The sequence below is a fragment of the Actinomadura sp. RB99 genome (assembly GCF_014706005.1).
Taxonomy (GTDB): domain Bacteria; phylum Actinomycetota; class Actinomycetes; order Streptosporangiales; family Streptosporangiaceae; genus Spirillospora.
Window position 1 is genome coordinate 1 of the sequence record NZ_JABMCA010000073.1, and the last position, 20,550, is coordinate 20,550.

Below are 20,550 nucleotides of genomic sequence, written 5' to 3' on the forward strand. Positions count from 1 at the left end.
CGGCGGCACAGCGCCAGCAGCGCCGCGGCGCCCTCCAGCACCGCCGGGTCGGACGGCGCCGCGCCGTCGAGCAGCGCGAGCTCGCCGAGCGCGTCGAGGGCGGGGAAGTCGGCGTCGCGCCAGCACGCCGCGACGGTCCGCGCGAAGCGGGACGCGCCGCCCGCGCCGGCGAGGCCGCCGTGCAGGTCGACGGCCAGCGCGTGGGACGCGTGGTGCCGCACCGCGTTCCACACGTCCGGGGTGGTGCCGACGAGCCGCTGCGCGGCGCCGTCGGGGTCGGCGGTGTAGGTGACGAACGACAGCCGCTCCGCCGCCGCGACCGGCAGCGAGTACGACACCACCGCGATCCAGCGGGCGATCAGCTCGACGTCGGCGGCGACCAGCACGATCCGGCCGTGCCCCCGGCCGAGGACGCCGGCGACCGCGTCCACCAGCCGCGCGAGGGTCCCGTACGCGTCGGGCGGCCCGGACCCCGCGAGCCACTCCGCGAGCGACTCGGGGTCGAGCGCGGCGCCCGGCGCGAGGTCGTCCAGCTCGCCGAGGTCGCCGTCGCCGGGCAGCGGCGTCCAGATCGGCGCGTGCCACAGCTCGGCGGGGCGCAGCCCCTCCAGCTCGTCGGGGTCGGCCACCACCGCGTGCGCGAAGAAGTTGCCGTACCGGCCGGAGTAGTCGCGGCCCAGGTAGCGGCAGCGCAGCAGCAGCGGGCGCCCGTCCACCCGGTCGTACAGCAGCGAGACGGGGAACCGGTCCAGCTCGGCGTCGTCGGGGGACAGCGGCGCGTCCGGCGGCGGCCGGTACGACATGTACGGCGTGACCGCCGCCCGCACCCCGTCGGGCAGGCCCGGCGTCTCCGCGACGAACTGGAACCCGGCCCGGCCGGTGGGCCCGCGCCGCGCGGAGGTGTAGTGCAGCTGCCACGCCACCGTCACGAACCTCCGGGGCGGACGCCGTCGAGCATCCCGAACCGGTACAGCAGCCACAGCAGCGGGTCCTCGGCACGGTGCGGGCGGACGCCGCCCGCGCCGACCCGGCCGTCCTCCGGGACGCCGCCGAGCGCCGACAGCCCGAACAGCGCGTGCTCGGCGTACTGCTGCCCGAGGTAGGTGTCGAGCTGGCCCGCCTGCCACTCGTGCAGCAGCGCCCGGACCTGCTCGTCCACCGCGTCCCGGTCGTCGAGGTCGAGCACGCCCGCGCCGGACCGGGACCGGCGCAGCGCCGACTGCCGCAGCAGGTCCGGGCGCAGCGCGTCGATCTTGGTGAGGGCGACCGCGACCGGCACCGGCAGCGGCTCGCCGGGACGGGTGCCGTGCCGCTGCCGCAGCGCGTCGGTGACCCGCGCGATGATGTCCAGCGGCTCGCCGCCGGCGTCGTCGCCGGCGCCGCGCGGCTCCGGGACGGTGTCGCGGATCCCCGCCCGCGCGCCCGGCAGCTCCAGCGGATCGACCAGGAAGATGATCGCGTCCGCCGCCTCCAGGTAGCGCAGGTGCAGGTCGGTCGCCTCGCGGCTGCGCAGGTCCTCGCCGGCGGTGTCGAACAGCACCAGCGCGAGGGAGTCGTTGCGCGGGCGGGCGAACCGGCCCTGCCGGAACCGGCCGGCCCGCGTCCGGGTCAGCAGGTAGACGAGGGGCTCGCGCGGGCCCGTCGCGGCGCTCGCGGTCGTCGGCAGCAGCCGCCGCTCCTCCAGCAGCGGCCGCGCGAAGTCGCGCTTGTAGCGCTCGATCGTCCGGTCGTCGCACGCGACGAGCGAGGAGTCCAGCTCCGTGCCGACCCGGTTCATCAGCTCGTGCAGCAGCACCGCGATGTAGGTGCTCTTGCCGGCGTTCTTCGCGCCGACCAGCGCGACGATCCGGCCGGGGGAGTCGCAGTACGCCGACGGCAGCGGGTTGTGGCACTCCGGGCACGCCCGGTTCCCCGTCGGGACGCCGCACTCGGGGCAGTCGGCGCGCCCCTTGCGTCCCGGCGCGGCGAACACCGGAGGCAGCGACGCGCCCGCCGTCGACCCCGTGTAGGCGGCCAGCTTCTCGTCGAGGACGGGCGCGCAGCCCTGCCGCCGCCCCGCCTGCCCGCGGCAGCGGAACAGGATCCGCTGCGGCGGGACGGACGCGAAGCAGTACGGGCAGGTGACGCCGTGCCGGGGGAAGAGCCGCGCGGGCGCGCCCGGCAGGCGGGCGAGAGGTCTGGTCATCACGGGACCTGGAGTCGGCGGATCGGGGGATCGGTGAGTTCGATGACATCATCATCGGCGAAGCAGCGCAGCCAGTACGGCGCGGACGCGTCCGGGACGGCCACGGACAGCTCGCCGGGCACCGGCACCTGCTCCCACGTGCCGAGCGTCTCGCCGTCGGCCGCCCGGTGCGGCATCACCCGGCCGCGCCGCAGCACCAGCGACAGCCGCGCCACCCGCAGCGGCCGCGAGCAGGTGAGCCGCAGCGTCAGCGACCGCCGCCACGGCGGCCCCGACCGCTCCAGGTCGTAGCGGACGACGGCGCGCGCGCCGACCTCGGCGGTCACCGGCGGGCCGGTCACCCGCGTCCCGCCGACGGTCCCGGCCGCCGCCACGGCCAGCTCGACGGGCTCGTCCTCGGGGACGGGCAGCCGGACGCCGCCCTGGGTGTCGTACGCGGCGCGGGTGACCGTCGCGCGCCGCTCCTCGTCCGGGTCGGCGGAGCGGCGCGCGTCGCGGCCGATCCGGTACACCAGGTCGACCTCCGCGACGTCCGGCGGCCAGTCGAACCCGACGTGCACGTGGTCGCCGCGCCGCTCGGCGACGAGCCGGCGCGGCGGCGGCAGGTTCACGTACCGGTGGTACGCGCCGATCGCGGCGGTGCCCTCGGCGACGGTCACGGCGAGCAGCCAGCCGCCCGCGCCGGGCCGCACCGCGAGCCCGCCCGCCGCCGGCGCGCACGCGAGCCGCCGCGTCTCCCGCCGGACCTCCTCCACCGGGACCAGCGCGCTGCGCGGCCACGGCGGCGGCCCCGGCGACAGCACCAGCTCCACCGTGCCGTGCGCGGGCGGCGCGAACCGCACCCGCAGCAGCCCCGGGTCGGCCGGGTCGGGCTCGGCGGCCAGCTCGTACACCGGCACGGGCGGCGCGCTCGGCGTCACCGACGCCCGCACGCCCGGCGTGGCGACCTCGCGGCCCACCGCGTCCAGGTAGACGGCGCTGATCAGGTAGTGGTGGGTGCGGCCGTTCGGCACCCGCTCGCGGAACCCGTCGCGTCCCGCCTCGACCGGCGCCCCGTCCCGCACGACGGCGACCCGCGCCGCCTCCGCCGGGCACCGCCACCGGCCGGTGACCTGCCCGTCCCCGGCCAGCAGCTCGACCTCGCCCGGCTCCGGCCGCACGACGACCGGCCCCGCGACGGCGGGCGGCGCGGCGGCGTCGCCGCGCACCGCGACGGCGCCGTAGTACAGCGGGACGTTCACCGGCGGCCGCTCGTCGCGCTCCCCGGCGATCGCCTCGCCGTCGCCGGCGCCGCGCGGCGGGCGCCCGGTCCGCCGGACGAGCCGGTAGCCGACCTCCCCGGCGGTCGACGGCGACGCCTCCCACGAGAGCCGCACGGTGGCGCCCGTCCCGCCCGTGTCGACGTCGGCGCGCAGCGCCGGGACGGGCCTCGGGGGCAGCCGCCGCTGGTGGTCGAGGGCGCCGGGCAGGTCGCGGACGAGCCGCAGCGCGTCGGCGAGCAGCCGCCACGCCCGGTCCGGGTCGGGTTCGGCGGCGGCGGTCTCGCGCAGCCGCAGCGCGGTGTCGACGCGGTGCCGCGCCTCGGCGGCGAGCACCTCCTCCTCCGACGGCTCGCCCTCCGCGGCGGCGGGGATCCCGGACGCGTCCGCCAGCTCCGACGCCGCGAACACCTCGCCCGCGTCCAGCAGCGAGCGCAGCCGCCCGGCCAGGCCGCCGCCCCCGGCCGTCTCCCGCACCACCGCGAACACCAGACGCCGCGCGTCCTCCGCGTGGACGCCGAGGTCCTCGGTCGCGTGCCGCAGCAGCGCCCGCTCGGACGCCCGCTGCCGGAACCGCTCCCGCAGCCGGTCCACGATGTCGTATCGGACGAGTTCGGCCAGGTCGGCGCCGGAGCGCAGCGCCGCGAGGACGGTCCCGGCGTGCGTGGTGCTGGTGTCGCGGCTGCGGCGCGCCCACTCGTCGCCGGCGGCGGCGACCGCGTCCGCGTCGAGCCGCAGCACCCCGCCGCGCAGCGCGGACGCCCCCGGGGCGCCCGGCGACGCGGGCGCGGTGAAGCCGTCCAGCACCCGGATCGGGCCCGCGATCCGCGCCCCGAACAGGAAGTCGGCCAGGTGCCGCTTGCCCAGCACGCCGAGCGACTCGCGGACCTTCCGGTACGCCGCGTACGGCGCGGCGGGCGGCAGCGGGTCCGGCTCGCGGACGGTGACGCCCTCGGCGGCGGCGAGCGCCTCCAGCTCGGCGCGCGCGACCCCGCCCGACCGGGCGATCGCCTCGACCTCGGCGGGCGTCACCATGCGCAGGAACCCGGCCGCGTCCGCCAGCCCGGCGCGGGCCTGCGCGCGGCGCCGCTCGCCGCGCTCCCGGCCGCCCGCCAGCCGCTCCTCCAGCGCCCGCAGGTCGCCCCGCCCGGCGGCGGCGAACAGCGGCGCCAGCTCCCGGTGCTCGGCCTCCAGCCGGTCGATCAGCTTGCGGTACTTCAGCTGGCCGCGCGCCCGCCGCCAGCACTGCCGCACCTGCTTCACCCGCGCCTCGACGCCCGGCCCGGACAGCGGGTCGGCCAGCGCGTACCGGACGCGCAGGTCCTCGGGCGGCTGGTCGCCCGCGGCCCGCGCCGGCTCCAGCACCTCCCGCCGGTACTCCTCGTCGAACGTCACCGCGGCGCGCCGGCCCTCAGCTCACCTGCACCCGGGAGAGGGCCTTGCGGGAGCGCTCGACCTCCTCCTCCGACATCCCCCCGACGTCCACCTTCAGCTCCAGCCGCTCGTCGGACTCCTTCTCCACGGCCGTCACGTTGAGCAGCCCGGACGAGTCGAGCGCGAACGTCACCCCGATCGGCCAGCCCGCCTTCTTGCCCGGCGGGACGCGGATCTCCCCGGTCGCGATCTCGGTGTTGTCGATCAGCTCGGCGGACTCGACGCTGCCCGCCTGCTCCATCACCCGGACGTCGGCGGAGGTCTGGTCGTCGTAGACGGTGAAGAAGTCCTCGGTGCGGGCCGCCGGCAGCTCGTCGTTGGCGTGCACCAGGTGCGCGACGTGCTCGGCGCCGGAGTCGCGGTCGACGACCACGATCCCGAACGCGTGCGAGGCGACCGTGCGGATCTGCCGGCCGGCGATCTGCTTCTGCTGCTCGGCCGACAGCCCGGCCCGGCTCGCCATCTCCTCGGCGCGCTCGGCGGCGCCCTCCCGCATCAGCCGCCGGTAGGTCTCCTCGAACGCGTACAGCGCGGCGCCCTTCGCGACGGCGAGGTCCGGGTCCTGCAGGCGCGGCGACAGCCCGAGCTCGGTCTCCAGCCGCGACGCCACCACCGGCATCTTCGTGGACCCGCCGACCAGCACCAGGTCGTCGTAGTCGTGCACGCCCTTCTCGGCGGCCGTCGACAGCGTCCGCCCGGTGATCTCCACGGTGCGGTCGAGGAGGTCCCGGGTCAGCTCCTCCAGCCGCTCCCGCGTCACCTCGATCGCCGCGACCCGCCCGGCGTGCATCACCCGGACGGTGTGCGCGGTGCGGGTGGTGAGCGCCTTCTTGGCGTCCTCGGCGTCGCGGCGCAGCTGCTGCTCGGTCTGCTTGTCGTCGAGCGGGTCGCCCGCGTCGGGGTGCTCGGCGCGGAACCGCTCCGCCAGGTACTCCACCAGCCGCGCGTCCCAGTCGGCGCCGCCGAGCTCGTGGTCGCCGTCGGTGCAGATCACCTCGATGTGCCCGGCGCGCAGCGCGATGACGGTCGTGTCGAACGTGCCGCCGCCGAGGTCGTAGACCAGGATCGTCCGGTCGGCGTCGGGGTTCAGCACCCCGTAGGTGATCGCGGCGGCGATCGGCTCGGACACGATGTCGATGACGTTCAGCCCGGCGATCCGGCCCGCCTTGCGGGTCGCGTCGCGCTCGGCCGCGCCGAAGTACGCCGGGACGGTGATGACGACGTCGCGGGCCTCCTCGCCGGTCGTCGTCCGCGCGTCCGTCGCGAGCTTCAGCAGGATGAACGCCGACAGCTCCTCGGGGGTGAAGTCGATCCCGTGGATCGGGCGGGTCACGTCCCGGCCCATGTCGCGCTTGATCAGGCTGACGACGTTGTCGGGCTCCAGCACCGCGGTGTCCTTCGCGGTCGCGCCGACGACGACGTTCTCGCCGCTCTCGAAGTACACCACGGACGGTGTGGTGTCGGTGCCCTCCAGGTTCCGCAGGACCGCCGGCCGCCCCACGTCGTCGATGGAGGCAATGCAGGAGTACGTGGTTCCCAGGTCGATCCCGTAGACAGCCATGTCCCTCTCACCCATCGGTGCCGAGTCGGTTGTTCGTCGTCTCGCCGCCGCCCGCGGCGACGGTGGTCCCGTTGGAGCCCCGGTCGAGCCGGCCGACGCTGACCGCCGCCTTGCGCAGCACCTTGCCGCTCTGCTCGAAGCCGTCCGCCTGCACGCCGGTCACCAGGCCGTCGCGGTCCGGGTCGGCGACCGGGGTGACGGCGACGGGCCGGTGCCGGGACGCGTCGTACGGGTCGCCGGGGCTCGCGCTGAACCGCTCGACGCCGAGCCGGGCCAGCGCGTCGGCGACGTCGTCGGCGACGGCGGTGAACAGCCCGGCGGTGCGGACCGGGTCGGGCGGCTCGCCCGCCCCCGCCAGCCGGTCGGCCTCGCGGCGGGCCTGGTCGTGCAGCCGGTACAGCGCCGCCCGGACGGGCTCCAGCATCGCCTGCAGCTCCCCGCGCCGCAGCCGCTGGTTCTCCTCGTGCAGCCGGTCGATGACCGCCTCGCGGTGCGCGGCGCGCTCGTGCTCGCGGTCCAGCCGCGCGGTCAGCCCCGCCAGGGCGTCCCTGATCTCCGCCTCGAACGCGGCGCGGCCGCCCCCGGCGTCCCCCTGCGCGGCCTCGGCGGATGCCGAGGCGCCGCCCGTCGCCGGCGCGGCGCCGTCGGTGCCGGATCCGGCCCCGTCGTTGACTGTGCGATCCCCGTCGCTCGACACGTGCAGTCACCTTAATGATGAGGCGGCAGAGGCGATAGGTCTGCTGTTGACCTTCATTGGACTCTAGTTTGACGCCTGCCCGCCGTTCCAGCACCGACTTCTTCGCGTCGACACGAATGGGTAACACGTGGGAAACGGGTCTCCCTGAAGCTGGTGGGACACGGAAGAAGGAGGTGGCGATGTTGCTGCGGATCCGCGTCCGGCTGCCCGACCGTCCGGGCTCGCTGGGCCAGGTGGCGCGGACGCTGGGCGCCGCGGGCGCCGACGTCGCGCAGATGGCGGTACTGGAACGCGACAACGGGCGGGCTCTGGACGACTTCACCGTCACGTGGCCCGCGGGCGCGGGCGTCGAGCGGCTGCGCGACGGTCTCGGCTCGGTGAACGGCGTGGAGATCGTCGGCATCTGGCCGACCGTCGAGCCGCAGGGCGCCTTCCCCGACGCCGCCGTGATCGGGCAGGTCGCGGCGGTCCCCGAGCGCGGCGCGGCGACACTGGCCGACGCCGTGCCGGGCATCCTCAGCGCCGACTGGGCGGGGATCGCCGAGGTGGGGGAGCAGGACTCGGCGGTGCTGGTGCACGCCAGCGTCGGCGGGCTGACCGGCACCGAGCTGCCGGTGCTGCCGCCGCTGCGGCCGCGCGCCTTCACCGGGACGGACGGCACGGAGTACGCGGTCTGCCCGCTGTCGGCGGGGCGCGCCGCGCTGGTCGTCGCGCGGAAGGGGGCGCCGCCGTTCCACCGGACGGAGGTGCTCCGGCTGGAGCAGCTGGTCAACGCGGCGGAGGCGGTGCTGGCCACCGATCTCGTCCGGACGTCGTGAGCCGCCCCTGGTCAACGCGGCCGGGATGGTTCTAGAGTCGGATTCTAGGATTTGTCCCGTTCCAGGAGGCGACCGATGGCCGAACTGCTCCGCCCGCACGCCGACGCCCGTCCGGACGAGCCCGCGCTGACCGACGAGCGCGGCACCACCACCTGGCGCGAGCTGGACGCCAGGACCGACCGGCTGGCGAACGCGCTGCGCGGCCTGGGGCTGGCCACCGGGGACGTGATCGCGATCCACTCCGGCAACCGGCGCGAGTACTTCGAGGCCATGTGCGCCGCCGGCCACATCGGCCTGCGCTACGTGCTGGTCAACTGGCACTGGACCGCCGACGAACTGCGCTACGTCCTCCAGGACGCCGGGGCCCGCGTGCTGTTCACCGAGGACGCCTTCGCCGGCGTCGCGCGCGAGGCGTCCGCCGGCCTCGGGCTCGCCGCGCGCGTCGCGTTCGGCGGGCCCGCCGACGGCTTCACCCCGTACGAGGAGTTCCTCGCGACGGGCGCCGAGGAGGAGATCGCCGACCCGTCCACTGGCCTGCCGAAGTTCTACACGTCCGGCACCACCGGCCGTCCCAAGGGCGTCACCCGCAAGCTCACCGCCGCGGGCGGCCCGATCGAGAACGCCCGGCTGCTCGGCGACCTGATGGCGGGCGTCCTGCAGATCCCGGAGAACGGCCGCACCCTGCTCGTCGGGCCCGTCTACCACTCGGCGCAGTGGCTGTGGTCGCACGTGTTCCTGCTCGGCGGGCGGTCGGTGGTGATGCGCCGCGGCTTCGACGCCGCCGAGACGCTCCGGCTCGTCGACGAGCACGCGATCACCAACGTGCACCTCGTGCCGACCCAGTTCGTCCGGCTGCTGCGGCTGGACGAGGCGACCCGCAAGGCGTTCGACGGCTCCTCCCTGAAGGCCGTCTGGCACGGCGCCGCGCCGTGCTCCCCGGACGTCAAGCGCCGGATGATCGACTGGTTCGGCCCGATCGTCCACGAGTACTACGGCTCCACCGAGGCGTCGGTGAACAGCGTCATCACCGCGTCCGAGTGGCTGGAGCGGCCCGGCAGCGTCGGCCGCCCGCTGCCCACCACCGAGGTGCACGTCCTGCGCGAGGACGGCGAGCCCGCCGCGCCGGGGGAGCGCGGGCAGATCTGGTTCCGCTACGCCAGCGGCGACGACGTGGAGTACTGGGGCGACGAGGAGAAGACCCGCTCGGTGCACCGCGGCGACGGCCTGTTCACCACCGGCGACGCCGGGCACCTGGACGAGGACGGCTACCTCTTCCTCGCCGACCGGGTCATCGACATGATCATCAGCGGCGGGGTGAACATCTACCCGGCCGAGATCGAGGGCGTGCTGATCACCCATCCGGCGGTCCGCGACGTCGCGGTGTTCGGCGTCCCGGACGAGGAGTTCGGCGAGCAGGTGAAGGCCGCCGTCGAGCTCGCCGACGGCGCCGAGCCGTCCGCCGCGCTGGCGGACGAGCTGATCGGGCACGTCCGCGCGTCGCTCGCCGGCTACAAGGCGCCGCGCTCGATCGACTTCGTCGACGCGATGCCGCGCACCCCCACCGGCAAGCTCTACAAGCGCCTCCTCCGCGACCCCTACTGGCAGGACGCCCGCTGAGCATCCGAAGGACGCCTCGACCCGCGCACCGGCCACGCACCCACCGCGAGCGTCGCGATCGCGAGCGAAGCCGAGTTCGAGCGTGCGAGAACTCGATCGCGCAGCGAGCCCCCAGGGCGAGTCGGAGCGATGCAGCGATCGCACGCATCGCCCGCCGAAGGAAGGCCGTCTAGCGGCCTGACGCCAAGGGCGATGCAATCAGAGCAGCGCGAGGACGGAGTCGAGGTCGGTGAGGCCGGCGTCGGAGCCGAGGCCCTGGGCGACGGTCGCGGCGGCGGCGGTGCCCCAGCGGGCCGACTCCAGGACGTCCCGGCCCTGGCCGAGGCCGGTGATGAACCCGGCGCAGTACGCGTCGCCGCAGCCGGTGGTGTCGACGACCTCGACGGGCAGGGCGGGCAGCCGGTGCGCGCCGCCTTCGGTCGCGACGAGGCTGCCCTGCGCGCCGAGCGTCACGACGACCGAGGCGGGCCCCTCGGCGAGCAGGGCGCGCGCGGCCTTCTCCGGGTCGTCCTCGCCGGTCATCGCCGCGGCCTGCTCCTCGTTGGGCAGGAAGTGGTCGACGTGCGGGAGGAACGCGGCGGCGCCCCGGACCAGGTCGGGCATGTTGGACAGCAGGTCCATGGTGACGACGGTCCCGGACGCGCGGGCCGCGTCGAGCGCGGCGAAGAACTCCGGGTCGTGCAGCCCGAACGTGACGTCCGGGCCGCCGAGGTGGACGGCGCCGGCGGCGGTGAGCAGGCCGGGCTCGACCGCGCCCGCGGTGAGGGTGAGGTTCGCGCCGGGGACGTGGAAGCTCGGCCGGCCGCCGTCCGGGCGGATCGGCAGGATCGACGCGCTGGTCTGCTCGGCGGTGCGGCGGACGAGCCCGGTGACGTCCACCCCGTTCCGGTTCATGATCGTGACGAGCAGGTCGCCGAGGTCGTCGTCGCCGATCGCGCCGACCGAGACGACCCGGTTGCCGAGCCGGGCGAGCGCGACCGCGGTCCCGGCGGCCGCGCCGGCGGCGGTCACAGTGATCCGGTCGACGACCACGGTGTCCTGGCCGTCCGGGATGCCCTCGACGGGCCGGGCCAGCACGTCCAGGATGTGCGCTCCGACCGTGACCACAGTTGCCATGCCGGGTTCTCCCTCGTGATCGTCAGGGCCGTAGCGTACGACGGGCAGGGCCGAGAACGTGAGAGGGATTCGCATGTTGCTGGAGGACGAGCGGCGCGCGCTGTGCGCGGTGGGCCGCAGGCTGGCCGAGACGGGCCTGGTGACCGGCGCGTCGGGCAACGTCAGCGTACGGTCGGGGGACCTGGTCGCGGTGACGCCGGGCGGGATGATGCTCGACCGGATGCGGCCGGAGGACTGCCCGGTCGTGAACCTGGACGCCCGGCTCGTGGACGGCGGCCGGGCGCCGTCGTCGGAGACGCCGATGCATCTCGCGCTGTACGAGGAGACGCCCGCGGCGGCGATCGTCCACACCCACTCGACCTACGGCGCCGTGGTCGCGACGACGATGACCGAGCTGCCGCCGATCCACTACAACACGCTGCTGCTGGGCGGCGTGGTGAAGGTCGCCGAGTACGCCACCTACGGGACGCCGGAGCTGGCCGAGAACGTGCGCGCCGCGATGGCGGGCGGCAAGCGCGCGGCGCTGATGGCCAACCACGGCGGCGTCGCGATCGGCCGGGACCTGGACGAGGCGTTCGAGAACGCGCGGCTGCTGGAGTGGCTGTGCGGCGTCTACGTGCGGGCCAAGACGATCGGCGAGCCCCGGATCCTGACCGACGGGCAGCTCGCGAAGGTGGTCGAGCGGGGGCTCGCGCCGCCGGAGTTCCCGCCTGTGTAACCTAGCGCTTGCTAGGCGACCCGGGAGGTCTCGTTGCCCTTCGTCCTGATCGACAAGCCGCGCCCGCACGTCACGCTCATCACCCTCAACCGGCCCGAGCGGATGAACGCGATGGCGTTCGACGTCATGGTGCCGTTCCGCGAGGCCCTCGAAGAGGTGAGCCGCGACAACGACACCCGCGCCGTCGTCATCACCGGCGCCGGGCGCGGCTTCTGCTCCGGCGCCGACCTGGAGTCGGCCGGCGCGCCCCCTGGCATCGACGGGCTGACGCTGTCGACGATCGCGCTGCGCTCGATGGAGCTGCTGGACGACGTGGTCCGCGCGATGCGCCGCGTCCACCAGCCGGTGATCGCGGCGATCAACGGGCCGGCGATCGGCGGCGGGATGTGCCTGAGCCTGGCCGCCGACATCCGGCTCGCCGCCGAGACCGCGCTGTTCCGCGCCGCCGGGATCAACAACGGGCTGACCGCGAGCGAGCTCGGCCTCAGCTACCTGCTGCCGCGCGCGATCGGCGCGTCCCGCGCGTTCGAGATCATGCTGTCCGGCCGGGACGTGGACGCCGCCGAGGCCGAGCAGATCGGGCTGGTCTCCCGCACCGTCCCCGGCGACAAGCTGCTGGACGCCTGCTACGACCTCGCCGAGCGGATCGCCGGGTTCAGCCGTCCCGGCGTCGAGCTGACCAAGCGGTCGCTGTGGTCCGGGCTGGACGCGTCGAGCCTCGACGCGCACATGGGGCAGGAGGGGCTCGGGCAGCTGTACGTCCGGCTCACCACGCAGAACTTCGACGAGGCGATCGCGGCCCGAAAGCAGAACCGCCCGCCGGACTTCAAGGACTGACCTCCGGCGCGGCGGCCGGGCCGGCGGCGTCTCCGGGCGGCGGGGCGGCGGCGCAGCGGGGCCGGGTCCGCCGCTGGTACGACAGCGCGGCAATGCCGAGCGCGATCCCGTAGACGCCGAACGCGCCGATCCCGCACGCGGCGACCGTCCACCCGGACCATCCGCTCATGAGCCCGTCGTGCGGGAGGTCCCGGACGCCCGCGGCGATCGGCAGCAGGTAGGCGAGCGTGCCCACCACCCCGTACGGGCCGAGCGTCGCGGCGCCGAGCCACGCCGGCACGAGCGGGAGCCAGCGCGGCACGCGGCGGCCGGTGAGCGGCGGCGCCCAGCGCGGGAACACCTGCCCCCAGCGGTGCGTCAGCCCCAGCAGCAGGAAGATCCCCGCGAGCGCCGACAGCGTGGTGAAGTCCAGCCCGTACCGCTCCAGCGTCAGGACGAGCCCGGACGCGCCGTTGCGGCGGAACTCCGCGACGACCTCGTCGCCCGGGATCCCCGCGAACGTCCCCCCGAACGCCCACGTCGTCTTCATCGCCATGTACGGGACGAACGCCAGCGCGCCCGCGTACGCCGCCCGCCGGACGCCGCGCGGCGCGTCCGTCACCGGCGCCGGGACCTTCGCGGCCCCCGTCGCGGCGTGCACGCGGCCGCAGCGCGCGCACGCCCCCTCGGTCCGGCGGCGGAACGCCGCGGCCGCCCCCGCGAACAGGGCCGCGCCGACCGCGCAGGACGCCTCGACGCCGAACACCGGCCAGTCGTCGACCGTCCCTGTGAACACCAGCTGGAGCGTGCTCATGACGATTCCGAACGTCCCCGCGCCCGCCACCGCGCAGGCCGCCCAGAGCCCCGCGAGCGGCCAGGCGCGCGGCAGGAGCCGCCCGACGTCCCGGACGCTCGCCACCGCCATGATTCCGCCGGCCAGCAGGACCGCCCCGATCGGCCAGGCCGCCGCGTGCGCGTCCCGCACGTCCCGCAGCGGATAGCCGGCCGTCCCGCCGGCGGCCCAGTAGAGGGCCAGCGCCGCCGCGCCCACCGCCCACGCCCCGGCCGCGTACCCGGCCCACGCGGGCCACCGTCTGAAGATCGTTTCCACGGGTCCGAGCCTTCCGGACCGCGCCCCGGAGGGCCTCCCGCCCGGGAGCGATCCGCCTCGCCCGCGCGGGGGAGCCTGGGAACCGCCGCCGCGCCGTGGCAGGCTGCACCCCGTGCCCAAGCTCTCACCGGACGACGCGCGCCGGCTGCTCGCGAGCGTCCCCGTGGCGCGGCTCGCGACCGTCGGGGAGGACGGCCGCCCGCACCTGGTCCCCGTCACGTTCGCCGTGCACCGCGGGTCGGTCTACACCGCGGTCGACCACAAGCCGAAGAGCACGCGGGACCTGCGGCGGCTGGCCAACGTCCGCGCCAACCCGCACGTCGCGCTGCTCGCCGACCACTACGAGGACGACTGGGACCGGCTCTGGTGGGTCCGCGTCGACGGCCGCGCCGCCGTCGTCGAGGACGACGCCCGCCGCGCCGAGCCCGTCCGGCTCCTCGCCGCCCGCTACGCCCAGTACCGGGACCGCCCGCCCGAGGGCCCGGTCATCGCGATCGCCATCGACGCCTGGACGGGCTGGACCGCCGCGCTTTAGAGGCCGGCGTCGACCGCGCGGACGGCCCCGGTGGCCTCAGTCCCAGGCGCTCCCGAGCCGGGCCAGGTCCGCCGCGTACTCGATCCGCCCGGCCCACGCGGCCGGCCAGGCGTCCATGCCGAGGTGCGCGCCCGCGAACGCGCCCGCCAGGCACGCGATCGAGTCGGAGTCGCCGGAGCTCGCCGCGCCGCGCCGGATCGCCGCGACGGGCTCGTCCGGGAACAGCAGGAAGCACAGCAGCCCGGTGGCGAGCGCCTCCTCCGCGCACCAGCCCGCACCGGTGATCTCGCACGGGTCGGACGCGCGGTCGCCCCGCGCGAGGGCCTCGTCCAGCCGGTCGAGGACGGCCAGGCACTCGTCCCAGCCGCGCGCGATGAACGTCTCGGGCGCGTCCATGCCGGGCCGCTGCCACAGCGTGCCGAGCCACCGCTCGTGGTAGACGGACCGCTGCTCGTGGCAGCGGGCGCGCAGCGCGGCGGGCAGGTCCGCGGGCGCCATGCCGTCGGCCAGCCACCGGACGGCGAAGGCGGTCAGCTCGCTCGCCGCCAGCCCGGTCGGATGCCCGTGCGTCATCGCCGCCTGCAACTGGGCGGCGCCCGCGCGCGTCTCGTCCGTCAGGCCAGGCGCGAGCCCGACCGGCGCCACGCGCATGTTCGCGCCGCAGCCCTTGGAGCCCGCGACGGTCGCCTCCACCCATGGCCGCCCGGCCGCCAGGCCCCGGCAGGCCTGAAGGCACGTGTTGCCCGGGGCGCGGTTGTTGTCGGGGCTGTTCAGCCAGTCCACGAACCGCCGCCGCCACATCGGCGCGACCAGGTCGGGGGTGAACGGCGGGTTCGCCAGGGCGTCCAGGAGGGCGAGGCCGACCGCGATCGCCATCTGCGTGTCGTCGGTGACGAGGGCGGGATCGCCCTCCGGCTCCGCCGGGCCCAGCGCACCGAAACGCCGGTCTATCTGCTCCATCGTGAGGAACTCGGTGGGCGCACCCAGTGCGTCCCCGTACGCCAGTCCGAACATCGCTCCGCTCGCCCGCATCATGGGCGACATTGTTCCTCAATCGCCGCAGGCGGCTCGAAATCTCCCCGGCGTCATCGCGTAGCAGCGGACGAACCACCGCGTCAGATGGCTCTGGTCGGCGAACCCCGTCGCCGCCGCCACCTCCCCGATCGGCTCGCCGCGCGCCAGCCGCACCCGCGCCGCGCGCAGCCGCAACTGCCGCTGGTAGTCGCTCGGCGCCATCCCGTACGCCCGGCGGAACGCCCGGTACAGCGCGAACCTGCTGCACCCCGCCGCCTCCGCCAGCTCGTCCGCCCCGATGTCGTCCAGGTAGCGGTCCTCCAGGCGGCGCCGGGCCCGCGCGGCGGCACCGGACGACGGCCCGACGCGGAGCCGCCCGGACGCGGCACGGTTCACCATCGCGCCGACCGCCGCGGTGAGCAGCTCGTCCCGGCGCAGCGCCGGGGCGCCGCCGAGCAGCGCGCCGTGCAGGGCCCGCAGGCTCCGGGCGAGGACGGGATCGCCGACCACCGGGGCGTCGAACAGCGGGAGCCCCGCCGGATGCCCCCCGATGTCGGCCAGCACCCCCGCCACCAGCTCCGGGCCGATGTGCACGATCCGGTAGGTGAAGCCCAGCGCGTCCGCCGGGCGGCCGTCGTGCGGGTCGTCCGGGTTGAACGCGATGACCATCCCGGCGGCGCTCGTGTGCGCGCCGCCCCGGCACCGGAACGCCTGGTAGCCGTCCTCGGTCACGCCGAACGAGTACGTCTCGTGGCTGTGCCGGTGGTAGGCGTGCCGCTCGAAGTGCGCGTGCATCGCCTCCAGCGGGCGGTCGGGCGACCGCCAGTACCTGCTCCAGTCCACGCCCCCAGTGTGGCCTGGCGCACGAGCGTTCAAGACCGCCGCCCGTCCGTCCCGCCAGCCTGGACGGCATGCGCTTCGACACCAAGATCGGCATCGTGGTCCGCGACGACCTGGCCGCCTGGCAGCGGCTCAACGTCACCGCGTTCCTGGCGAGCGCGGTGGCCGGGGGAGTGCCCGGCGTCATCGGCGACCCCTACGAGGACGCCTCCGGCAACGCCTACCTCGCGATGTTCCGCCAGCCCGTCCTCGTCTACGAGGCCGGCGCCCAGGACGTCAAGGCCGCCCACGCCCGGGCCCTCGCCCGCGGGATGGACATCGCCGTCTACATCGAGGACATGTTCAAGACCGGCCACGACGAGGCCAACCGCGCCACCGTCCGCGCCGTCACCGCCGAGGACATGCCGCTCGTCGGGTTCGCCGTCCACGGGCCGAAGAACGGCGTGGACAAGGCCCTGAAGGGGCTCAGGCTGCACCCGTGATGCCGGCGAGCGCGGCGAGCCGCTCGCGGTGCGCGTCCGGCGACCCGAACAGCTGCCGCGACGACTGCGCCCGCTTGAAGTACAGGTGCGCGTCGTGCTCCCAGGTGAAGCCGATGCCGCCGTGCAGCTGGATAGCCTCGCCCGCCGTGTGGAAGAACGCGTCCGAGCAGTACGCCTTCGCCAGCGCCGCCGCGCGCGGCAGCTCCTCCGGGCTCTCGTCGGCGGCGGCCGCCGCGTTCAGCACCGCCGACCGCGCGGACTCCACCAGCACGAACATGTCCGCGCACCGGTGCTTGATCGCCTGGAACGAGCCGATCGGACGGCCGAACTGGTGCCGCACCTTCGCGTACTCGACCGTCATGTCCAGCGTCCGCTGCGCGCCGCCGAGCTGCTCGGCCGCCAGCGCCACCGCGGCGACGTCCAGCGCGTGCCGGATCGCGTCCGCGCCGCCGACCCTCCGCGCCGGGGTCCCGTCGAACACGATCCGGGCGAGCTTGCGCGTCTGGTCGAGCGTCGGCATGGACGTCCTGGTCATGCCCTCGGCATCGGCGTCCACCGCGTAGAGCCCGACGCCCTCCTCGTCGTTCGCCGCGACGAGCACGAGCCCGGCGAGGCATCCGTCGAGCACGAAGCTCTTGGTCCCGCGCAGGACGCCGCCCTCGAACCGCGTCTCCACGGCGTCGAGGTCCCAGCTTCCGCCGTCCTCCGCGATCGCGAGCGTGGCGATGGTCGAACCGTCCGCGATGCCGGGCAGCAGGCCGTGCCCGCCCTCCCCGGCCCGCAGTGCCTCCGCCGCGGTGATCGTGGCGAGGAACGGCGCGCACACGACCGCCCGCCCCATCTCCTCGAACACGACGGCCAGCTCCCGGATGCCGAAGCCCGCGCCGCCGTGCTCCTCGGGGACCGCCAGGCCCTGCAGCCCGAGCTGCTCCGCCATCTGCGCCCACATCTTCGGGTCGTGGCCCTCGGCCGTCTCCATCAGCCGCCGCACCTCGGCCGACGGCGACCGGTCGGCGAAGAACCGCCGCAGCGCGTCGCGCAGCTCCCGCTGTTCCTCGGTGACGACGAGCTCCATCCGGCGGCCTCCCTGACCAGACACGTGCACGGCAGTGGACCATCCTCCCGCCCCGCGCCCGTCCGGCGCCACCGCCTCCCGCTCACCGGGACGCCCCGGCCGGCGGGTCAGGCGTCCCAGTCGTGCGGGCCGAGGACGTAGCCCTTCGGGGTCGAGTGCAGGTGATTGATCGACACCAGGTGGCCCAGCGCGGCCCAGAGATCCTCTTCGGGCGCCTCCATCAGCCGCTCGATCGTCTCGAAGTCCGCCGCGCGGCCCTCGACGTCGATCTCCGCCACGGTCTCGTACACCGCCAGCTCGAAGTCGCTCAGCTCCTGAACGTCCCCACGCGGATCGTCTCGCTCGTCCATGACCGACCCGTGCCCGCTCCCCGCCCCTCCTATCCACTCGGCTGGGACGAGCTCGACCCTCCCATGACGAAGCGCACTCGAACTGTCACACGTTGAATATAGGTTCCCCGTCGAGACGAGAGGAGCCGCTCGTGACGGCGAACAACGACGTGGGTGCCCGGGAGCGGGAGGGCGTTCTCGTGGAGCACTTCCTGGAGACCGATGCCCCGAAGGGCTACCGCGTCGAGCTGATCGACGGGGAGATCTTCGTGACCGGCGTTCCGGTGGGATCGCACGAGCACTGCGTTTCCGAGTTGATCCTGCAGGTCTGCGGACGCTGCGCCCGCAGGTTCGATCCGCTGCCGAGCCTCGGCGTCGTCCTGCCGGGGCGCGATCGCGACCTGGACGACCACGTGCGGCCGGACTTGGTGCTCGTCCCGGCGGACGGGCACTACGTCCACAGCGACGACCCCTGGTCACCGTCTGACGGCATCGCCATGGTCGTCGAGGTCACGGGTTTCCGGCCGGAACGCGACCGCGAGGCGAAGCGGTGCGCGTACGCCCGCGCGAACATCCCGCACTACCTGCTGGTGGACCGGGAGAGGCGAAGGGTGACCCTGTTCAGCGAGCCGGACGGCAGGGACTACGGCGACTCGCACCAGGTGCCGTTCGGGAAGGCGATCTCGCTGCCGGAGCCGTTCGGGATCGAGCTGGACACGTCCGAGTTCGCGTGACCCGGTGGGACGCCGCGCAGGCGGGCGCCCCATCCGAGGCGAGCGTCAGCCGTAGCGCTTCATCTCGTGGAAGAAGCCGGGGATCGTGTGCAGGTTCCCCGCGGCGGTGACCTGGTCGTGGACGTACTTGGCGACGGCGAGGTCGAGGACGCCGAGGCCGAACGGGGAGAAGACCACCGGCTTGCCGGCGGGCGGGGTGGTGGCGCCGGTGAGGACGTCGTAGAGGGTGCCGGCGACGAAGTCGCGGTTGCCGACCTTCTGCTCGGCCAGGTGCGGCGACGTGTTGGCCTTCATGCAGTGCTCGACGTCGTCCACGACGTTGTACGCGGACAGGATGATCTCGGGGGAGAGGTCCCGCAGCGAGACGTGCAGCACGAGCGGATTGTGCGCGAACCAGGCCGGGTCGGTGACGTGCGGCTCGCCCGCGACCGTGGCGAAGACGATCAGGTCGGACGAGCGGATCAGCGACTCGGCGGAGTCGTGGACGGTGACCGCGCCCTTCTCGGAGCGTTCGAGGTAGCCCTTGAAGCCCTCGGCGTGCTCGGGGGACAGGTCGTGGATGCCGAGCTCGTCGAACGTGAAGCCGTTGCCCGCCAGGTAGGTGTGGATGTACCGGGCGATGAGGCCGACGCCGACGAAGCCGACCCGGCGGGGCCGGTCTCCGCGCGCGTCGGCGAGGGTCGCGGCGGCGAGGGACGCCGACGCGGCGGTGCGCGCGGCGGAGATGATGGAGCTCTCCAGGCACGCGAACGGGTAGCCGGTCTCGGCGTCGTTGAGGATCAGCACGGCGGACGCGCGGGGGATCCCGTTCGCGACGTTGCCGGGGAAGCTGGAGATCCACTTGATGCCGTGCACGTCCACGTCGCCCTTGACGGAGGCGGGCAGCGCGATGATCCGGTCGGACGGCCGGTCCGGGAACCGCAGGAAGTAGGAGTCGGGGTTGACGGTGCGGCCCTCGCCGTGCAGCCGGTAGGCGGCCTCGACCATGCCGATGACCTGCTCCTCGCGCCCGGCGATCGCGTCGTGGACCTGGGCGCCGGAGATCACGGCGAACGTGGGGGCCTGCGTCATGGAGGGACTCCGTGTCCTTTTCGCGGTGTTCTGGATGATCAGACGCCGAGAATACCGGCGGCCGGGAGATCGAGCCCCGGGAGCAGTTCGCCGAAGTGCTCGCCGAGCCAGCTCTCGTCGTAAAGGGAGTCGAGGTAGCGTTCGCCGAGGTCGGGGGCGATGGCGACGGCGACGGGGTCCTCGCCGGGGTACTTGGCGTCCAGCCAGCGGGACGCGCCGGACACCACGGTCCCGGTCGAGCCGCCGAACAGGAACCCGCGCGAGGACAGCGCGTGCACGGTGCGGATCGTGTCGGGCTCGGCGACGTGCACGACGTCGTCGATGTAGGACTCGTCGACGAGCGCGGGCCTGGCGCTGGTGCCGAGGCCGGGCACCATCCGCCGCTCGGGGATGCCGCCGAAGGTGACCGAGCCGACCGCGTCGACCGCCACGATCGTGACGGGCCGGCGGTGCTCGCGGAAGTAGCGGGCGCAGCCCATCAGGGTGCCGGTGGTGCCCGCCCCGACGAAGAGGACCTCCAGGTCGGGGAACTGCCTGTCGATCGCCGGCGCGGTCCCGCGGTAGTGGGCGAGCCAGTTGTTGCGGTTGGCGTACTGGTTCAGCCAGACGTACCCGTCGCCGGACGCGCACAGGTCCTGGACGTACTTGATGCGGCCGCCGAGGTAGCCGCCGTTGGCGTCCTTGTCGGCGATGACGCGGACCTCCGCGCCGAGCGCGCGCATGACCTTGACGGAGGCGGGGTTGCAGCGCGGGTCGGTGACGCAGACGAACCGCAGGCCGCGGTCGGCGGCGATCAGGCTGAGCGCGATGCCGAGGTTGCCGGAGGACGACTCGACGATCGTCGAGCCGGGGGCGAGCACCCCCTCGCGTTCGGCGGCCTCCACCATCGCGGCGGCGGCCTTCAGTTTCACCGAGCCGGCGAAATTGAATCCCTCGCATTTGAGGAAGAGCGGACGGTCGATGACGCGGCGTAGGTCGACGTAAAGGTCGTCCACATTGAAATCCTGCGGCGAGGTGATTATCGGCACGCTGTCACCCTTGAATGAAGAAACAATTCCCTCATCTTCCCCCGAGTTCGCCGCGGGCCTCACGCCAGACCATGGCGGAGCCTCACCGTACCTTCGGGCATGTTCCGTCG

General features: G+C 74.7%; 19 protein-coding genes and 1 pseudogene. 7 read left to right on the forward strand and 13 right to left on the reverse strand.

Translation table 11 applies throughout. From position 1 onward, the window contains the following. From amrb99_RS40245 to grpE, 5 genes and pseudogenes are all read right to left on the reverse strand, one after another. A pseudogene (locus amrb99_RS40245) lies at positions 1 to 923 on the reverse strand (hypothetical protein); the annotation flags it as partial. Between the two features lie 2 nt (positions 924 to 925). After that, positions 926 to 2,185, reverse strand: a complete 1,260-nt coding sequence (locus tag amrb99_RS40250; RefSeq protein ID WP_190866466.1) for a GTPase — start codon at positions 2,183 to 2,185, stop codon at positions 926 to 928. Next, positions 2,185 to 4,839 (reverse strand): hypothetical protein, encoded by a 2,655-nt coding sequence (locus amrb99_RS40255; RefSeq protein ID WP_190866468.1) that lies wholly within the window; start codon positions 4,837 to 4,839, stop codon positions 2,185 to 2,187. The genes amrb99_RS40250 and amrb99_RS40255 overlap by 1 nt, the downstream gene beginning before the upstream one ends. A 16-nt stretch (positions 4,840 to 4,855) precedes the next feature. Beyond that, positions 4,856 to 6,439 (reverse strand): Hsp70 family protein, encoded by a 1,584-nt coding sequence (locus amrb99_RS40260; protein ID WP_190866470.1) that lies wholly within the window; start codon positions 6,437 to 6,439, stop codon positions 4,856 to 4,858. A gap of 7 nt (positions 6,440 to 6,446) precedes the next feature. Beyond that, positions 6,447 to 7,136 carry a nucleotide exchange factor GrpE gene (grpE, locus tag amrb99_RS53505; protein WP_190866473.1) on the reverse strand — a complete coding sequence of 230 codons (690 nt, stop codon included), beginning with the start codon at positions 7,134 to 7,136 and terminating at the stop codon, positions 6,447 to 6,449. Between the two features lie 179 nt (positions 7,137 to 7,315). Here grpE and amrb99_RS40270 point away from each other — a divergent pair, with 179 nt between their 5' ends. Together amrb99_RS40270 and amrb99_RS40275 are read left to right on the forward strand one after the other, a co-directional pair. Next, positions 7,316 to 7,954, forward strand: a complete 639-nt coding sequence (locus amrb99_RS40270; RefSeq protein WP_190866475.1) for an amino acid-binding protein — start codon at positions 7,316 to 7,318, stop codon at positions 7,952 to 7,954. A gap of 75 nt (positions 7,955 to 8,029) precedes the next feature. Continuing rightward, positions 8,030 to 9,571: an AMP-binding protein gene (locus amrb99_RS40275; RefSeq protein WP_190866477.1), complete on the forward strand. Its 1,542-nt coding sequence runs from the start codon at positions 8,030 to 8,032 to the stop codon at positions 9,569 to 9,571. A 198-nt stretch (positions 9,572 to 9,769) separates the two neighbouring features. Here the strand turns inward: amrb99_RS40275 and amrb99_RS40280 are convergent, their stop codons facing one another. After that, positions 9,770 to 10,687 carry a carbohydrate kinase family protein gene (locus amrb99_RS40280; RefSeq protein WP_190866478.1) on the reverse strand — a complete coding sequence of 306 codons (918 nt, stop codon included), beginning with the start codon at positions 10,685 to 10,687 and terminating at the stop codon, positions 9,770 to 9,772. A 73-nt stretch (positions 10,688 to 10,760) separates the two neighbouring features. Between amrb99_RS40280 and amrb99_RS40285 the strand changes: the two genes are divergently transcribed. Next, positions 10,761 to 11,405, forward strand: coding sequence for a class II aldolase/adducin family protein (locus amrb99_RS40285; RefSeq protein ID WP_190866480.1), 645 nt, complete (start codon positions 10,761 to 10,763; stop codon positions 11,403 to 11,405). A gap of 33 nt (positions 11,406 to 11,438) precedes the next feature. Next, positions 11,439 to 12,242, forward strand: coding sequence for an enoyl-CoA hydratase (locus amrb99_RS40290; protein WP_190866482.1), 804 nt, complete (start codon positions 11,439 to 11,441; stop codon positions 12,240 to 12,242). On the opposite strand, the gene amrb99_RS40295 is transcribed toward amrb99_RS40290, so the two are convergent. Beyond that, positions 12,232 to 13,332, reverse strand: a complete 1,101-nt coding sequence (locus amrb99_RS40295; protein ID WP_190866484.1) for a hypothetical protein — start codon at positions 13,330 to 13,332, stop codon at positions 12,232 to 12,234. The genes amrb99_RS40290 and amrb99_RS40295 overlap by 11 nt on opposite strands. A gap of 112 nt (positions 13,333 to 13,444) precedes the next feature. Here amrb99_RS40295 and amrb99_RS40300 point away from each other — a divergent pair, with 112 nt between their 5' ends. Then, the gene (locus tag amrb99_RS40300) at positions 13,445 to 13,867 is read left to right on the forward strand and encodes a TIGR03668 family PPOX class F420-dependent oxidoreductase (protein ID WP_190866486.1); all 423 of its coding nucleotides are present in this window, start codon (positions 13,445 to 13,447) and stop codon (positions 13,865 to 13,867) included. A gap of 36 nt (positions 13,868 to 13,903) precedes the next feature. Here amrb99_RS40300 and amrb99_RS40305 read toward each other — a convergent pair whose 3' ends face one another. Further along, complete coding sequence (locus amrb99_RS40305; protein WP_241756389.1) at positions 13,904 to 14,902, reverse strand: ADP-ribosylglycohydrolase family protein; 999 nt, start codon at positions 14,900 to 14,902, stop codon at positions 13,904 to 13,906. A gap of 15 nt (positions 14,903 to 14,917) precedes the next feature. After that, a complete protein-coding gene (locus amrb99_RS40310) occupies positions 14,918 to 15,724 on the reverse strand; it encodes an AraC family transcriptional regulator (RefSeq protein WP_347257058.1) in 807 nt (268 codons plus the stop codon). 68 nt (positions 15,725 to 15,792) lie between these two features. On the opposite strand from amrb99_RS40310, the gene amrb99_RS40315 reads away from it, so the two are divergent. After that, positions 15,793 to 16,203 carry a DUF2000 domain-containing protein gene (locus amrb99_RS40315; protein ID WP_190866488.1) on the forward strand — a complete coding sequence of 137 codons (411 nt, stop codon included), beginning with the start codon at positions 15,793 to 15,795 and terminating at the stop codon, positions 16,201 to 16,203. Here amrb99_RS40315 and amrb99_RS40320 read toward each other — a convergent pair. Continuing rightward, positions 16,187 to 17,278 (reverse strand): acyl-CoA dehydrogenase family protein, encoded by a 1,092-nt coding sequence (locus amrb99_RS40320; protein ID WP_190866490.1) that lies wholly within the window; start codon positions 17,276 to 17,278, stop codon positions 16,187 to 16,189. The genes amrb99_RS40315 and amrb99_RS40320 overlap by 17 nt on opposite strands. Before the next feature lie 107 nt (positions 17,279 to 17,385). Continuing rightward, positions 17,386 to 17,628, reverse strand: a complete 243-nt coding sequence (locus amrb99_RS40325; RefSeq protein WP_190866492.1) for a hypothetical protein — start codon at positions 17,626 to 17,628, stop codon at positions 17,386 to 17,388. A gap of 131 nt (positions 17,629 to 17,759) precedes the next feature. On the opposite strand from amrb99_RS40325, the gene amrb99_RS40330 reads away from it, so the two are divergent. Further along, complete coding sequence (locus amrb99_RS40330) at positions 17,760 to 18,341, forward strand: Uma2 family endonuclease (RefSeq protein WP_190866494.1); 582 nt, start codon at positions 17,760 to 17,762, stop codon at positions 18,339 to 18,341. A gap of 45 nt (positions 18,342 to 18,386) precedes the next feature. On the opposite strand, the gene sbnB is transcribed toward amrb99_RS40330, so the two are convergent. Then, positions 18,387 to 19,412, reverse strand: coding sequence for a 2,3-diaminopropionate biosynthesis protein SbnB (sbnB, locus tag amrb99_RS40335; RefSeq protein WP_190866497.1), 1,026 nt, complete (start codon positions 19,410 to 19,412; stop codon positions 18,387 to 18,389). Positions 19,413 to 19,450: 38 nt separating this feature from the next. Beyond that, a complete protein-coding gene (sbnA, locus tag amrb99_RS40340) occupies positions 19,451 to 20,407 on the reverse strand; it encodes a 2,3-diaminopropionate biosynthesis protein SbnA (RefSeq protein WP_347257059.1) in 957 nt (318 codons plus the stop codon). Positions 20,408 to 20,550 lie beyond the last annotated feature (143 nt).